Genomic DNA, 15,305 nt, shown 5'->3' with positions numbered 1-15,305 from the left:
CGATCACGGCTGGCCTCACTCATGGTGCGCCCCCTTGAGCTCAATCAGCTGGCCCCCTTCGAGGCGAAGCACTCTGTCTGCCAGGGCGCCATAGGCGGGATTGTGGCTCACCAGCAACAGACCCGCGCCGGTTTCACGCACCGCTTCCATCATCAGTGCCATCACCTGCTCGGCGTTGTGCTCATCGAGGCTCCCCGTGGGTTCGTCGGCCAACAGCCAGCGGGGCTTGTGAATGAGGGCGCGGGCCAGTGCCACCCGCTGGCGCTGGCCGCCGGAAAGCTGCTCCGGCCAGGCGTGGCGCTTGTGGACGAGATCGAGCCTTTTCAGCAAATCGTCAATCTCTGTCTCATGGCGTGGCAGGCCGTTGATCGAAAGGGGCAGGCAGAGGTTCTTCTCCACTGTCAGGGTCGGCAGCAAGTTGAAATCCTGATAGACGATGCCAAAATGCCGGCCGCGCAGGCGGGCCCGTTCATCCGGGGATTGGGTGTCTAGCCGGGTTTCCCCCAGCCAGATCTCCCCCCTCATCCGGGGGGAGCAGGCCGGCTATCAGGTTGAGCAGGGTCGACTTGCCACAGCCGCTCTGCCCCAGCAGCAAGCTTGTCTCGCCAGCGGTCAGAGTGAGGTCCAGACTGTGGAACAGCGGCAGGCGTTCGCTGCCGTTATCAAAGCTCTTGCAGAGGTTGCGCAGGGTCAGCATGGGATAACCGCTTGATGGTCAATGGCTTTCATCATGTCATCTACGCTACCACGGCCGGGAATGATCAACACGCCTTGCGATTGATCAAGAGAGCCAGTTAGTGATCACCCCAGCAAAAGAGGTGAGGATCCTCGCTGGATCCCGCTTGGCAGAGGTGGTTAGAATAGGAGCTTCCATGGGTCACAGGATGAGCAAGGATGTTACACAAGCAAGTCAGTTTTATCATCGATAGCAAGGGCAACAAGCAGGCTGCCGTCGTCCCCATCGAGATTTATAACGAGCTGATGACCCTTCAAAAGGCGCTCTCCGACAACAAGCCCGGGGAGCGCGAGCTATACCACTTCAACGGCAAGGGGGCCGAAGCTCACGGTTATCCTGTGGGCAAGCGGCAAAATCCCGGCTTCATGGTGCTGGCGGGATCCACTGCCAATGGCGAGGATGCAGCCTCCCTGCGCGAAGCCGTGATCGAACTGCGCCAGGAGCTGCTGGGCAAGGGGATCCTCACCCCGCGCAGTGAAGGGGGGTTTGTGTTCACCGCCGACCAGCTGTTCAACAGCCCGAGCCTGGCCGCCAGTCTGGTGGCGGGCAACAACCGCAGTGGCCTGGATGCCTGGCAAAACAGCGCTGGCTACACCCTCAAGCTGTCGGGCTTTGGCAAGAAATAAGGGTTTGGGTCCGGCCGCACATTAATTGATAATTCATTGACCTGGATGAACTTTTGTTTTCATCCAGGTGCTAGCATCACAGCCAGATGGTTCCAAAAGGAAGAGGCCCATGTCTGTGCTCACCCGCTTTGCCGTATTGCTGTCCCTGTTCATCTCTCCTGCCCAGGCCAGTAGCGGCCCCATTCCGTTAACCCTGTCCACTATCGGCCTGTTTTGCGTGGGCCTGTTCGTATTGGCCTATGCGCTGGTGATGGCCGAAGAGTATCTGCAACTGCGCAAGTCAAAACCCGTGCTGGTGGCCGCCGGCGTGATCTGGATCCTGATCGGGATTGCCTACGCGCAAAATGGCATGAGCCCGGCCGCAGAGCAGGCATTTCGCCACACCCTGCTCGAATATGCCGAGCTGATGCTGTTTCTGCTGGTGGCGATGACCTACATCAACGCCATGGAAGACAGAAATCTGTTCGATGCGCTCAGGGCCTGGCTTATCCGGTCCGGCTTTCAGTTGCGAACCCTGTTCTGGCTGACGGGGGGGCTGGCATTTTGCATCTCGCCGGTGGCCGACAACCTCACCACTGCACTCTTGATGTGCGCCGTTGTGCTGAAAGTCGCCAACGGGGATCGACGCTTCATCAATCTTGCCTGCATCAATATCGTGATCGCGGCCAATGCCGGCGGTGCCTTCAGCCCCTTTGGCGACATCACCACCCTGATGGTGTGGCAGGCTGGCAAGGTGCAATTTGGCCAGTTTTTCGCCCTGTTCATTCCGTCCCTGCTCAATTTTCTGGTGCCAGCCCTGCTGATGAGTCTGATGGTGCCTCGTCATGTGCCCGATGCCGCCAGTGAGGATGTCGATTTGAAGCGGGGGGCCAGGCGCATAGTGCTGCTGTTTCTGCTGACCATCACCACGGCTGTGCTCTGCCACAGTTTTCTGCATCTGCCCCCTGTGCTCGGCATGATGCTGGGTCTGGGATACCTGCAATTTTTCGGCTTCTATCTGCGCAAGTCACTGCCGCACTCCCTGGCGCGCAAGCGGGCACTCTATGAGCGCACCGGGGATCACGAACGGCTGCGTCGTCTCGGCTCCATAGTGCCATTTGATGTCTTCAACAAGGTGGCCAAGGCGGAGTGGGACACACTGCTGTTCTTCTATGGCGTCGTGATGTGCGTGGGGGGCCTGGGGTTCATGGGCTATCTGGAGCTGGTGTCACACTTGCTGTATGACGGTGGCAACCCGACGATGGCGAACATCTTTATCGGTTTGCTCTCCTCCGTTATCGACAATATTCCTGTGATGTTTGCCGTGTTGTCGATGAACCCGGACATGGCGCTGGGTCAGTGGCTGCTGGTGACCCTGACAGCCGGTGTGGGGGGCAGCCTGCTCTCCATCGGCTCTGCGGCAGGGGTCGCTCTGATGGGGCAGGCGCACGGCATGTATACCTTCTTTAGCCATCTCAAGTGGTTACCGGCCATCCTGCTCGGCTATCTGGTGAGCATAGGTGCGCATCTCTGGCTCAACAGTGCCATGTTCTGATACACACGTGGCGTCTGACCCGACCGAGGCAAGAGTCGGTTGTCCCCAGCCGACTCTTGATACAAAAAAGCCCTGTCATGCAGACAGGGCTTTTTCAGGATCATAGCGAGGTGTAGATAATCAGGCCACAGCAGATCGCTTGCCGGTCAGCAGCCAGTAACTGATGGCCGAACCAAAGCCGCAGCCGGCGATGGCGATGGCCATGGGCAGCGGGGATTGCGGTGGGTCGAGGTTGACCAGGATGCCGACCACGGCGCCGATGCCAAAACGCAGGGTGCCGGCCAGCGCGGAGGCCGTGCCCGCCGATTGGGGAAAGTGCCCCATCAGTCCCGTCATGGCGTTGGCCCCCACCAGACTGATGTGACCGACAAACAGCACCACAGGGATGACGATGCCCCACAGGCCGCCGGCACAAGGCAGCATCAGCAGCCCGTATTGCAGCATGCGCTCGGCGCCCACCCCTTTCACCAACCGGCTGTTGACGAAGGTGACCAGCATCATCAGCAGGATATTGAGGCCGAACAACCAGCCGTAGTGCTCGGTCGGCACCTTGAAATATTCGATGTAGACATAAGGGGATGCGCTGATAAAGGCAAACATGCCGGAGCTCGACAGGGATCCGCACAGCACATAACCCATGGCACCGCGATGGGAGAGCACACTCCAGTAGTTCTTCAGGATCTGGCCCAGCTTGAGCGGTTGTCTGTGCTCAGGCTTCAAGGTCTCCTGAATTTTCCACTGCATCACCACGCAGACCAGCAGGCTGATCCCCACCAGCAGCCAGAAGATCACGCGCCAGTCGCTGTGGGCGCTGATGTAGCCGCCGATCACGGGGGCAACCAGCGGTGCCAGTGTCATCACCAGGATGACAAACGACATGGCGCGGGAAAATGCATCCTTTTCAAACAGATCTCGCAGCAGTGCATTGACCACCACCGAGCCCGCCGCCCCGATTGCAGCATCCGATAAGCCAGCAGCTCGGGCAGGGAGTCGGCCATGGCGCAGCCCACAGACGCGATGGCAAACATGGTGAGCCCCGCAAGGATGACCGGTTTGCGGCCATAGCTGTCTGCCAGCGGGCCGTAAAACAGCTGGCCGATGGCAAAGCCACCGAGGAAGGCACTGATGGTGAGCTGGGCCCCGTCTATGCTGGTGGCCAGATCCCGGGCGATGGCCGGAATAGCGGGCAGGTACATGTCGACCGCCAGCGGGGTCAGGCCCGCCAGAGCGCCAAGCAGGATAAACAGAAAGCGGGGAGATAGGGGTAAGGGTTGGGGCATGGGATGTCCGATCGTGAGCAAGTTCGCGTGAAATAAGGTAACAGGGGTGAGTCTATCAGTTTTGGCAGACTTGGGCAGGACTATGCCCAAGCCCTCCCCCCGTCACGCTATCACCCCTGTCCGGGTCACACTCTTTTTGGGATGTTGGCCCCCAGGCAGGCGAGCACCAGCCAGCAGAGCCAGCCGAACAGGGAGATCCCAATCCCCCACTGCTCTGGCCAGCGTGCCGCCAGCTTGAGAGTGAGGGTGTGCTGACCCGCCGGTATCCAGACCTGCAGCAGTCCTTGCCGGTTTGCACTGACAGCGAGTGCCAGCGAATCATCCAGTCTGGCCTGCCAGCCGGGGTAGTCATATTGGTGCAGTATGAGCTTGGTGGGCTGCTGCGCCTTCACGTCCAGCTCCAGCCATCTGGGTTGCCAGCGAATGATCTTCCACGCAGCCCCCGGCTGCTCTGTGGTGACGGGGGGTTGAAACTCCCCTTTCCAGGCGAGCAAGGTCGGAGTGAACTGCCCTCTGGGTACCTGATTGGGGCGATATTCCTGGGCACTGCGCTTGCTGTCGAATTCGCTCTCAATCATGTCCTTGCGCGGTGCCTGGGTGAGAGGGGAGTAAGCCACATAGGCAAGGCTGGAGACGAGCGTGACCAGCAGCAGGCCCCACCAGATCCACTGCCAGGGCCGGTCGACAGGGGTGCCCAGCGCCACTACGGCCACCGTTGCCAGGGCCAGGATCAGGTTGCACCGCCAGGGAAATTGCACCCGTTGCAACGGTGGCAGCAGATGCCAGATGGGCTCGCTCAGGGGCAGCATCATGAGAAAGGAGACTGACCCTATGATCCCCCACATCAATAATTCGGGATGACGTGGCTCACGGGTCGCCGCCCAGGCGACCAGCAGCAGCCCCATGGTCAGCATGCTTTGCCAGGCCAGGTGGCCGCGAAAGCGCCAGTCACCCCAGCCAGAGGGCAAACGGTCGAGAAAGTTGCGTCTGAAGTCGAACATGCCGCCCCGCATCAACTCCATGGAGATGGCGCCTTGATCCAGCAGGGCTGGCAGCAGCAGGGTCGCAGCCATGACCAGCCCCAGCACTTGGGCCGTTGCCACTAGCTGGATCGGAAACAGGATGCGGGATCGCCAGGCTTGCAGCAGGGCGCGCAGTGTGATCAGCCCCATCATCAGCAGCAGGCTGGGGAGGTGAGAAAACGCCAGCAATGCCAGCGCCAGAGTCAGCAAGGGGAGTCCCTTGCGACTGCGTTGGTTGGCAAGATCTTGTCCCAGCAAGATCAGGGGAGCCCAGACGAAAGCCCAGAATTCGGCCAGGGCAAAGCGGGCATAGAGATCCATGCCCAGATGATAAGGCAAGGCGAGATAGAGCAGGGTGGCGGCCAGGGCCCGCAAGGGGGAGGCAAAACTGCGCAGCCAGAGATAGGCAAAGAGGCCGGATAGCAGCAAGGCCAGACTGGCGCTCCAGAGCAAGGGCGTGATGGCGTGATGAAGGGGGGCCTGGGGGCCGGCAAACAGGGCGCTGGCATAGTAGGGCAAAGGGGGATAAAAGAAGAAGGTGGGGCTGCCAAAGCCGCCATTCATGGCCATCAACCAGCGTGGGTAGCTCTCCCCCTGCCACAGTTGCTGTGCAAAATAGTGGCCGGAAAGCAGATGATGAAACAGGTCATGCCCCTGGCTCCCCCCCTGTAACCAGAGTGGCAATAGCAAGGCTCCGCTGGCCAGTATCAGTGCCAGGGGGATGAGAAACCACTCTCTTGATCTCTTCATGGATAGACTCACTTGTCACGGATGCGCAGTGAGTGTAGCCGACCGGGGCGCCCTAGCCGCTAGTCAAATGGTCGCCAAAGTGCGTTGCACTGCTAACTAAGGGTAAAAGTAGGCGGGTATCCCGAGCCAGATACCTGGCTCAGCATGAAAGCGAGGTGAAAACCAGTACAGCTGGTTTGGTGTCGGCATGTCGCCAGTGGCGATGGGTCGTCGGCTGAGGCGACAGGCCCCCTGTGCCAGTGCGAGCCTTGCATCCCCCCGATACCAGCCATCGGTGACGGCCAGGGGAGTGGTCTCTCGCAGCAGTCGTACCCCCCACTGAGTCACCAGCGCAGGACACGCTTTCTCTGCCACCCTGGCCGCTTGCACCATGGCAGGTAACGCAGGTGGGGTCAGGGTAACGCAGAGCAGCAAGAGGGCAGCCAGCAGGGTTGTGAGCATGTCACCGCGCCTTGGCAACCAGCCAGCCAGCAGCACGATACCGAGCAGGGTGATGGGCGCCAGATGGCGGGGATTGTCGGGATTCTGGCCAAACAGTGTCCAGAGCAGCAGGACGAGCCAGTAGAGCGTCCAAAGCGGCGAGAGGGCGGTCGCTTGGCCTTTTGCTCTTGGCAGCACCAGCAAGGCTCCGACAGCCAGGGGCCAGAGCGGGGTGAGCTGATCGTTGAAGGTGCGCGCCCAGCTCAGCAGTCGATCGCCGTGGGCCGCCGCCGTGTTGCCCCACAGGGTAAAGTGGCCGTCGGTAAAGCGCCGTCCCTCGCTGAAATAGGTCCAGCCATCGGCCTGCCAGACAAAGAGCAGGCTGATAAGCCCCACCAGCGCGATGGGGAGCACAAACCTGACGCGCGTTCCCTTCTGCGCCATCCCGAGCCAAAGGGGCAGCAGGGCCAGCACAAAATAGGAGGGGCGCAGGGCCAGCAGCAGCCCGACCAGCAGGCCCGCCAGCGCCATCCTGCGCTGCTGCAAGGCCAAGAGAGCCCCGAGCCAGGCTGCCAGCGCGGGCCCGTCCGAGAGACCGGAGAGGGCGAGCGTCGGGGTGAGCGGGAGGGCCAGCACCAGCAGCCAGATGGGGGTGAGCAGGGCAGGGCGATGCCACAGCCTGACCGCCAACAGTGCCGCCAGTGGCGCCAGCAAGCTGGTGCCGAGCAGGCTTGCCCACTGCACAGCGCGGGCCGGGTCGTCGACCAACAGGTTGATCAGCCGCGCCAACCAGATAAAGGCGGGGTAGCCCGGAAAGTGGGGGGAGAACTCCAGTACGCTGAAACGTGTTACCCCGTGGGCGAAATTGAGGGCATCGTCGGAATCCAGGGCTATGGGAAAGGCAAAGAGCCAGCCCATCCAGACCCCTTGCAGCAGGATCAGTAACCAGAGTTGTCGACTGATCCTGCGGCGAGTGGCGAGGGCTCGGATTGGCAGCATGGGGATAGTTGTGGCGTTAGTCAGAGCGGCGCCAGCACGGCCATCAGCGCTTTTTCCGCTTCGGCAAAGGCGGTGGCATCGGCGGGCTTGGCGCCCACCCCGAATACCCCAGGGTTGCCGATGGCATCCAGCACCTTGGCCAGCGCCTGTTCGGCCGCCTTGCGATCCCCTTCACTGAGAGAGGGGAGGATCAGATCGAGGAAGCGCTTGCACTTGACCACCAGCACCTTGGCGGTCTGGTAGTCGCCAAGATTCTGGCTGGCCCCTTCGAGGCGGCGCTCAATCTCCGCTTTATAGGCGCGGTTGAGCAGGGCGGCGGTGGCGGCGGTATCTTTCCCCTTGATGGCGGTGGCCAGCGGCGCTTGCAGATCCACCTTGTGGTGCTCTTCCAGATAGGTCAGCTCGTCGGCAATCTCGCTCAAGGTGGTGCTGGCATCTTTGCCGTCAGTGGCGGCGCCGAGCAGCGCCTCACGGGCGTCGATCAGCGGCTCCTTGCCGGCGGCGGCGTAGGAGTAAGCCTGCGCCTGCCCGCTCAGGGTCAGCAGCAGGGTGAGGGCGAGTAAACCCGGGCGGATGGTCATCCTGTTCTCCTTACTTAATGCCAAGAGGTTGGCACTCAGGCCACGCTCTGGGTTTCAATGACGGTATTTTCGTTGCGATGGTTAAAGATGGCGTGGCGTCTGTCCACCCCGTCGATCACCATGTCGGCGGCCATCATCCCCATCTCCATGGCGGTGTCGGTGAAGATGTAGCGGAATGTCCCCTGACGGCCGGTCATGATGAGGTTACTGATCGGCATCAGCGCCTGAATGGCTGCGTCGCGGCGTGCCTGATAGCCTAGATCCATCAGCGGATAGGCGTACTCGCTGCGGGCTTCGAAGGTCTCACCGCCAAGCTTGGTGGTGTCCACGCCAAGGCTTGCCAGGTCGGCCGTGACCCGGCCGCGCAGATCGGCGAGCGGGGCCTGCCAGGTGGTATCCCCCGGATTGCAGGGGATCTCCAGCATCACCGAGGTCTGGCCTTCTGGCGCCATAAAGGGGCTGCGGCGGCGCGGCTCCTGCAAGCGGGTGGCCAGAATATGGGGGTCTGAGAGGTACTGCCAGGTGTTGTCCGACAGGTTCTCCTGTTTGAGCGGCATATTGACGAAGCGCAGGGATCGGTAGTGGAGATCGCACGGCAATCCCAGATGCTGGCAGGTGAGCGGCAGCGGCAGGGTGGAGATCACCTGATCAAACGCTTCGCTCTGCTCAACGTTATCTTGTGACCAATAAACCCGTTCAATGCGGCCATCAGCCTGCTCAAGGCGAGTGATGGTGGCGCCGGTTTTGAGCTCAACACCTTCGGCCACCAGCCGCTCGCCGAGGGTCGCGAAGATCTGGCCGAAGCCATATTTGGGGTAGCGGTATTTGCGGGCATAGGTGCGTACCGAGAGGTTGCCGTTGCGTCTTGGCAGCAGGCGGCGCGCCACGTCTTTAAGGTCAATCAGGCTGATGCGCTGACCGGCCCAGTCTGCGGAAAGTTTGTCCGGGTTGATGCCCCACAGCTTAGCCGTGTAGCCCTCGAAGAACTGGCGGTAGAGGGTGCGACCGAAGTGGCTCTGGATCCACTCGGCAAAGCTCGCCTTGGCAAAATCGTCCGGCTTCTTGGCAAAAGGCAACAGCAGCAAGTCTTTCACCGCACCCGCCATCAGCGGCAGCGGGGCTGTCTTGATCAAATTGGTGAGGTTCAAGGGGTAGTCATAGGTGCGCCCGCCAAAGCGGATCACGCTCTTGCGCTCGGCGTGGAGCAGGTCGTCACCCATCAGCTCGTCGATAAAGGCGAGCAGCTCGGGGTTCTTGGTGATAAAGCGGTGGCCGCCGTAGTCGAAGCGATACTCACCATCGCGCCCCTTGAAGGTCTGGGTGGCGCACATGCCGCCGACGACCGGCTCCTGCTCGAACAGGGTGACCGCAAAACCGGCGCGGCGTAGGCGCCAGGCGGCCATCAAACCGGCGGGACCAGCGCCCAGCACCGCAATTTTCTGCTTGTTGTTATCGCTCATGACCTATTCCGAAACTGCTTGTTCAAGAAGGAGACAGCGCCAAGGCGCGGCCCCCGAATAGTGTTGTTACCCTGTGGCCTTGTAACCACAGGGCGTGCGGGCTCAGCCCTTGCTGGGCGCGGCGCTCACTTGCGGGCGATAGCTGCGCTGCCAGAGGGTAACGAAGATCGCCAGATAGAGGGCCCAGGTCAGCAACTGCAAGCCAGCGGGTGAGGCATTGTAGCCAAACAGGGCGCGCAGGAAGGTACCAAATACCCCCTGATCGTCGAGAATGTGGCTGATGTTGAATACCGGCGTGGTCCAGAAGGTGATGATGTCTGCCGCTTGCAACATGTTGACGGCAGACGAGAGCAAGCCTGCGGCGATGATGATGATAAGCAGGCCGGTCCAGCGGAAGAAGGGGGCCAGCGCCACCTTGCGGGTGGAGCGCAGCAGCCCCCACACCAGCACGATGGAGACCAGCAGCCCCGCCAGCGCGCCCATCAGGCCGGATTGCAGATCGACCCCTTGCCCAGAGTAGAGCAGGGCGGAGAAGAAGAGCACGGTTTCAAATCCTTCGCGCATCACCGCCAGAAAGGCGAGCAGCACCAGCCCAAACAGGTTGCCGCCATCGATGGCGGCATCGATGCGCGCCGTCATGGCCCCCACCTGGGATTTGGCCTGTTTTTGCATCCAGATCGCCATATAGGTGAGCACCAAGGTGGCGAAGATGAGGATCCCCGCCATCAGCAGGTGGTTATAGCGCTCGCTCTCGAACTGGCTCACCACCACCTGGAACAGGAAGGCGACCACAAGGGAAGCGACAAGGCCAAGGCCCACTCCCAGATAGATGAACTTGTTGTAGCGGCTCGCCCCCAGCTTGGCGAGATAGGAGAGGCAGATGCCGACCAGCAGGAAGGCTTCCAGCCCCTCGCGCAGGGTAATGAGAAAACTTGCAAACATCAGGATTGAGGCTCCGTAGCGGGCGTGACGGGAAGAGGCTGCAGGGTAAGTTGCAACCGATTTAGCTGCACTATGGGTGGCTCCGGCAAGCTCGGCTCGGCGGCGCGCACCGCATCATTGACCCACTTGGGGTAGGTGCGGAAATTGAGTTTGATATCGGCCTTGAAGGGCCCTTGGGCATCTGCGGGCAGCGGCCAGGCTTCATCGCGCCAGTCATCGGCCGGAATGCGGGTATCTTCCAAGAGCTTGGCGTAACGCCAGAACTTGAGCCCCACCGGCTTGCCCTCGGCATCGCCAAACACTTTTCTGAACAGTCGCGCATCCTCAGGGACGGCACCATCCACTGGCTGGCCGCTGGCAAGCACCACCTTGCCGCTGGCGTCGGTGACGGTCAGCTCCAGCCAGAGTTCACGAAAATCGGCTACCCCGGTGGGCAGGGCATGGCCCGCGCCGGTATTGGCGACCCGTACCACCAGCTGCTGACTATCGGCAGCCTGTTCGATACGGGCGGAGAGGGTAGCGCTGGAGCGCAGCAGCGCCAGACTCTCCTGTTCAAGGTCTGGATTGCGCAGCCCCACCAGCTGGTGCTGGGCGCCGGTAAAGTTGTGGCGATAGAGCCGCGTTTTCATGGTGCCATTTTCGGTGGACTGGCCCGCCACCGGCGCGCCGCCATTGCCCGGCTCCGGGCTCATATGGCAGTCGATGCAGGTGCGCCGCTTGGCAGGATCCTCCGCGTTCGCGAAGCTGGATTTTTCCCACTCGTCCCAGGTGTTGACGATATTGGCGCCTGTGCCCGGGGCAAACTCGTTGTGGCACGACTTGCACAGGGCCGCATCGCGGTAGAAATCCTTCTGATAGGAGGCTTTGTGGGCCGCCGGACGGGCGTTGATCTGCCGCTCGGCCAGCCAGTGCTTGAGGCTCCCCCCCGGGGCATCCTCGAACACATAGCTCTCGCGGTCTTTCAAATTCACGGTAAAGGCGCTGTTGCCGCCCGCGTCTTCGACTTTGGTGATGCGATGGCAGAGCACGCAGCCGGTCCCTTCCTCCACCATGGGTTCGCCAGCCTTGTGGGCGGCAATCAGGGAGGCGCCGCCCTGCTCGAACATATGGGAGCCCTTGGGCAGATCCATCTGGCCGGTCATCACCTGCTGGGGCATATGGCAGCCCTGACACCACTGGCCGAACGCTTCCCCTTCGGTTTCGCGGGCCAGCGCCTGCACCACCTTGTAGTAGGGGTTGGAGTTACCCATCAGTCGGTGGTTGCTCTCGCTCCAATCCTTGAACGCTTGGCTGTGGCAGTTCTGGCAGGAGGCGGAGTTGAGCCACGCTTTCGGGTGCGTGGTCGGCGCCTTGGCGGGATCCGTGCGCGGGGCATCGAGCCGCAGCCAGTTGGCAAGATAGGGAAGGTTGCCATCTGCGGTCACGAAGGCGTGCAGATCTTCCATCATCGCTTTCACTTCCGGTTGGGGCTTGGCGGGGTCAACCGCCTCGGCCCCATCGCGGGTGTCATGGCCCATGCCGCCCTGGGTCTGCTGGGTCATACGCAGGTATTCACCGACAAAATCCCCCGCCACCATGTTGGTGAGGTTGGCGTGGCCGTTGATGGCGTTGTCGCCGCTCTTCTGGCGATGGGCCGCCATCAGATAGCGGTTGGTGAAGTTGAACCCGTCCAGATGGCAGGAGTTGCAGCTCATCCAGTTGTCTCCCGCCATGGGGAAGCGTGAGTGGGCCGCTGTGTTGCCGAGGTTGAATAGCCGCTCGCCGCGCTTGAGCGGTTCGGGGCGCGGATCCGTCTCTACCAGTTTGGCGAAGTGGGGCACATCGACGGTGACCCGGGCAAACGGGCCGCTGCCGCCGCTATTGAGGCGGGTAAGATCCTGCCCCATGGCGTTGTGCACCAGAATATGGTAGCCATCGATCAGCAGATCCCTCGGATTCTGGCCCGGCAGGTGACGCAAGAGCTGGGTCGCCTTGGCGCCCCCCTGAAACTTCTTGCGACGGTGGCGGTTGTTGTTGGACTTGCCGCTGCGCGACAGGTCAAACACCAACAAGTCTTCCGAGCCCGCCAGGGTCAGATAGACCCGCTTGCCATCGGTGGCGAAGCGCGCAGCAAAGGGGTTGGAGACGATCTGGCTGCGGTTGCCGACGCTTGGCAGATTGATTTGCAAAAAGAGCTGCTTGCGCTCGTCGACCCGCTCTTTCTCCTCATCCAGATCGATGATGGAGACGGCCGGAAAGACGGTGCTCTGAAACTGGAAGGGGTGGCTGAAGCTCCACAGCACGTGGGGCAGCCAGGCTTCGCTGCCATCGGGGGAGAGGGCGATGCCATCGAGCAGGCGCGGCAATCCCTGCGAATCGCTAGCAGTGTCGCTGTGGGTTTCAGCCAGGGTGATCAGGCGCGGCTTGGGCAGGGTGGCCCTCGTGCTCCCGTTCCCCAGCTTGGCGAGATCATAGATAGCGAGCTGGCCGGTCATGGCGTGGGTCAACAGCAGGCGATCATCGTCGGTCAGTGCCAGTCCGCGCGGTGTCTCGGCGGTTTCTGCATCCAGCTTGAGGTTGCCCGCTGTGTCATAGGCTTGCAGGCGACCGGCTTCAAACAGCGTGACCCAGAACCACTGCCGCTTGGGATCGAAGATGACCCCATAGGGGCGATGGCCGGTGGGGATCGCTTTTTCCAGGGCGAGATCATCATCCAGCAGCAGCAACCGATCACCGCGGTAGTCGGTGACCAGCAGGGTGCCGTCATCGGCGCGGGCAAGCTGGCGCAGATCGCCCCCCAGCTGAACCTCCTTGAGTCGCTTGCCGCTATCGCGCTCAACTAGGGTGACCGAGCCTGCGCTCAGGTTGGCCACCAGTAGACGAGGGGCGTATCCCTCCTCATAGGCGAGCATCCCAGCACCCATCTGTTGGGCCAACGCAAAGGGGCTGGCCAGCAGCAGGAGGAGGGCCAGCAGGGGTGACAAACACGTACAAAGAGATGACTTCAACATGGGATCAGGCGCGCCATTTCAAGATGGTCCAGCGCCAGGCGTGGCGCAGCACCAGAGGAGTTAACGCCAACGCGCTCAGCCAGTGGGCCCAGCTGGCGAGGTTGCCCATGGCATCGCCCGGAGTGCCGTGCAGCACCAGCAGCAGGCCGCTGGCCAGACAGACCAGCAGCAGCCCTTCGATGATACGACCAGTGATCCGCAAGAAGAGTTTGTGGCTCTTGTTCAGCAGGCTGCGATGAGAGAGCCAGAAGGCGCCAAACAGCAGGGGAAACAGGGTGAGCGAAAGCATCACATGGAGAAACAGATTCCAGCGCGCCAGGGACCAGAGCGGGGTCAGCGGCTCCCACAGCAGCAGGCCGGAGAAGAACATGAGATAGAGGGAGCCCTCGGCGGCCTGATGGTGATAGGCCAGCCACTGCCAGCAGTGTCGGGGTGAGAGAGAAAGGCTTGTCATAGGTGCTCCAGCGCCCGGGCAATGCAGCCCGGGGGAGCAAGTTTACAATGGGGTAAAGGTAATGAAAAGAGTTATCAATTCCGGTCTTGATGAATCAATCCTGAATGAAAACAAGGGCTGGCTACTTGTGGTCTGCCAACCTTTCTGTGATTGCATAGATAAGTGCTGCCACCGAGAAGGCCAAAAAGACGATGACTGACCACTTCATCTCGACTTCATTGCCGGTGCCATCGTCCAGAAAGGCCTTGAGCACTTCGATCCCAGCTATGGTCACTAGGGAGTTGATGACGATGAGCTTCAGGGAGGCGAAGTTGATCTTGCTGAGCCAGTTGTTGCCGAGCGCCTCGCGCTGCTCCTGAGTCTGAATAAACTGCACATAGCCGCAGATGGCCACCAGGATCAGCATCTGCGCCACCAGTACGAAGTCCACCAGAGTCAGCACCCCTGTGATGAGGTCAAGATAATGGATGTCGATGATGTCGCGGCACAGCGTATAGAGCTGCATGGCAAACTTCACCATCAAGAGCGCCACGCACACCAGAATGCACACATAAAACGGGAACATCATCAACCGGCTGCCATTGAGCATAAAGTTGAATCGACGCATGAGAACTCCTGAGTAGGGTGAGATTGGGCTGATTATCGCCTGAGTCAGGCGACGAATGCATGTTTTACTGATAAAGCCTGCATGGCCGCTTTCTCGGTAGAAGGTGTCACATTGATGGGGCCTGCCCTGACATTCGATGGGCCACTGTCACAGATGGCAAGCGCTCGGTACTGATGCAATACAGTCAGAATGCAGAACAGGTGCCCGGTTGGGGGCCGGGCACCTCGGTTATTACTCGATATTGATGGGGCCCTTGGTGCCCGCATCACTGTCGATCCAGACATCTTCCCCCTTCAGACGGCGATCGCCCTGAATGGTAAATGTGATGGTGCCCTGCTTGAACAGCAGTGCACCGTCAGCCCGCTTTGCCTTGACCTGTTTGCCATTGACCCAAACCTGCTCTTTGCCATCGATACGGATGGTGGCAACTGTGGCTCCTTCATTGCTTTTTGCCACCCATTGTCCAGCATAGGGTGTGGTATCTGCGGCGGCCTCCGTGCTCGCGGGAGTGGCTGCCTCGCCAAAACCAGCCTTGGCATTTTCGGCCTTGCTCTTGGCGATATCGCACCCTTGCAACTCGGAGGCCTGGGTGCAGCCGGAGTTTTCGAGTTGCTGGCGGTATTTGGCACTGATGGCGTGGGCAGGGGACTGGATCAGCAGGGCCAGTGCTGCCGCCGTAATCATGGTTTTGTGCATCATATTGCTCGCTTCTGTTGTCAGGTTATTCACCTCGTCCACTTTAGTACTGCGTGCGACCAACGGCTACCAGCGTGATGATGGTTGTAACTGATGGGGTTATTTTATCGGACGAGACGAATCAGGAGCAAATTTGGCTCATGTGTGAATGTAGTGATCAACTAAATCCGGACACTTGGTTAGGCCGAGTCTCGGCTTTTGCTGGCGG

Annotated in this window: 11 protein-coding genes and 2 pseudogenes; 2 read left to right on the top strand and 11 right to left on the bottom strand. The window is 60.9% G+C overall.

Annotated features, from left to right (window positions below; genetic code table 11):
• Nucleotides 1-15 precede the first annotated feature (15 nt).
• Nucleotides 16-697, bottom strand: a pseudogene (locus AXW79_RS02275) (ABC transporter ATP-binding protein).
• Nucleotides 698-894: 197 nt separating this feature from the next.
• Here AXW79_RS02275 and AXW79_RS02270 point away from each other — a divergent pair.
• Together AXW79_RS02270 and nhaD are read left to right on the top strand one after the other, a co-directional pair.
• On the top strand, nt 895-1,362 hold the full coding sequence (locus tag AXW79_RS02270) for a DUF4357 domain-containing protein (RefSeq protein WP_005310491.1): 468 nt from the start codon (nt 895-897) through the stop codon (nt 1,360-1,362).
• Nucleotides 1,363-1,471: 109 nt separating this feature from the next.
• The gene (gene nhaD / locus AXW79_RS02265; RefSeq protein WP_005310493.1) at nt 1,472-2,896 is read left to right on the top strand and encodes a sodium:proton antiporter NhaD; all 1,425 of its coding nucleotides are present in this window, start codon (nt 1,472-1,474) and stop codon (nt 2,894-2,896) included.
• A 120-nt stretch (nt 2,897-3,016) separates the two neighbouring features.
• Here the strand turns inward: nhaD and AXW79_RS02260 are convergent.
• From AXW79_RS02260 to AXW79_RS02215, 10 genes and pseudogenes are all read right to left on the bottom strand, one after another.
• Nucleotides 3,017-4,176: pseudogene (locus AXW79_RS02260) on the bottom strand (Bcr/CflA family multidrug efflux MFS transporter).
• 125 nt (nt 4,177-4,301) lie between these two features.
• Nucleotides 4,302-5,948: a 6-pyruvoyl-tetrahydropterin synthase-related protein gene (locus tag AXW79_RS02255; protein WP_005310495.1), complete on the bottom strand. Its 1,647-nt coding sequence runs from the start codon at nt 5,946-5,948 to the stop codon at nt 4,302-4,304.
• Between the two features lie 96 nt (nt 5,949-6,044).
• Entirely contained in the window at nt 6,045-7,367 is a 1,323-nt protein-coding gene (locus AXW79_RS02250) for a hypothetical protein (RefSeq protein WP_011898848.1), read from the bottom strand.
• Between the two features lie 20 nt (nt 7,368-7,387).
• Complete coding sequence (locus tag AXW79_RS02245) at nt 7,388-7,948, bottom strand: hypothetical protein (protein WP_005310500.1); 561 nt, start codon at nt 7,946-7,948, stop codon at nt 7,388-7,390.
• Between the two features lie 35 nt (nt 7,949-7,983).
• Nucleotides 7,984-9,408, bottom strand: a complete 1,425-nt coding sequence (locus AXW79_RS02240) for an NAD(P)/FAD-dependent oxidoreductase (protein ID WP_005310502.1) — start codon at nt 9,406-9,408, stop codon at nt 7,984-7,986.
• A gap of 102 nt (nt 9,409-9,510) precedes the next feature.
• Complete coding sequence (locus tag AXW79_RS02235; RefSeq protein ID WP_005310504.1) at nt 9,511-10,350, bottom strand: FTR1 family iron permease; 840 nt, start codon at nt 10,348-10,350, stop codon at nt 9,511-9,513.
• A complete protein-coding gene (locus AXW79_RS02230) occupies nt 10,350-13,340 on the bottom strand; it encodes a YncE family protein (protein ID WP_011898847.1) in 2,991 nt (996 codons plus the stop codon). The genes AXW79_RS02235 and AXW79_RS02230 overlap by 1 nt, the downstream gene beginning before the upstream one ends.
• A 4-nt stretch (nt 13,341-13,344) precedes the next feature.
• Nucleotides 13,345-13,794, bottom strand: a complete 450-nt coding sequence (locus AXW79_RS02225; RefSeq protein ID WP_005310508.1) for a hypothetical protein — start codon at nt 13,792-13,794, stop codon at nt 13,345-13,347.
• Between the two features lie 121 nt (nt 13,795-13,915).
• Complete coding sequence (locus AXW79_RS02220) at nt 13,916-14,401, bottom strand: YqhA family protein (protein WP_005310510.1); 486 nt, start codon at nt 14,399-14,401, stop codon at nt 13,916-13,918.
• Between the two features lie 231 nt (nt 14,402-14,632).
• Nucleotides 14,633-15,097 carry a hypothetical protein gene (locus AXW79_RS02215; protein WP_170321036.1) on the bottom strand — a complete coding sequence of 155 codons (465 nt, stop codon included), beginning with the start codon at nt 15,095-15,097 and terminating at the stop codon, nt 14,633-14,635.
• Nucleotides 15,098-15,305: the final 208 nt, after the last annotated feature.

It is taken from the genome of Aeromonas salmonicida subsp. salmonicida (genome assembly GCF_001643305.1).
GTDB lineage: Bacteria > Pseudomonadota > Gammaproteobacteria > Enterobacterales > Aeromonadaceae > Aeromonas > Aeromonas salmonicida.
Note: the sequence above shows the minus strand (reverse complement) of the source record. Positions and strands in the feature narration are given on the sequence as shown.

Bases quoted from the DNA above. Each gene is read 5' to 3' on its own strand.
- AXW79_RS02270 (WP_005310491.1), top strand. From the start codon at position 895: ATGTTACACAAGCAAGTCAGTTTTATCATCGATAGCAAGGGCAACAAG.
- nhaD (WP_005310493.1), top strand. From the start codon at position 1,472: ATGTCTGTGCTCACCCGCTTTGCCGTATTGCTGTCCCTGTTCATCTCT.
- AXW79_RS02255 (WP_005310495.1), bottom strand. From the start codon at position 5,948: ATGAAGAGATCAAGAGAGTGGTTTCTCATCCCCCTGGCACTGATACTG.
- AXW79_RS02250 (WP_011898848.1), bottom strand. From the start codon at position 7,367: ATGCTGCCAATCCGAGCCCTCGCCACTCGCCGCAGGATCAGTCGACAA.
- AXW79_RS02245 (WP_005310500.1), bottom strand. From the start codon at position 7,948: ATGACCATCCGCCCGGGTTTACTCGCCCTCACCCTGCTGCTGACCCTG.
- AXW79_RS02240 (WP_005310502.1), bottom strand. From the start codon at position 9,408: ATGAGCGATAACAACAAGCAGAAAATTGCGGTGCTGGGCGCTGGTCCC.
- AXW79_RS02235 (WP_005310504.1), bottom strand. From the start codon at position 10,350: ATGTTTGCAAGTTTTCTCATTACCCTGCGCGAGGGGCTGGAAGCCTTC.
- AXW79_RS02230 (WP_011898847.1), bottom strand. From the start codon at position 13,340: ATGTTGAAGTCATCTCTTTGTACGTGTTTGTCACCCCTGCTGGCCCTC.
- AXW79_RS02225 (WP_005310508.1), bottom strand. From the start codon at position 13,794: ATGACAAGCCTTTCTCTCTCACCCCGACACTGCTGGCAGTGGCTGGCC.
- AXW79_RS02220 (WP_005310510.1), bottom strand. From the start codon at position 14,401: ATGCGTCGATTCAACTTTATGCTCAATGGCAGCCGGTTGATGATGTTC.
- AXW79_RS02215 (WP_170321036.1), bottom strand. From the start codon at position 15,097: ATGCACAAAACCATGATTACGGCGGCAGCACTGGCCCTGCTGATCCAG.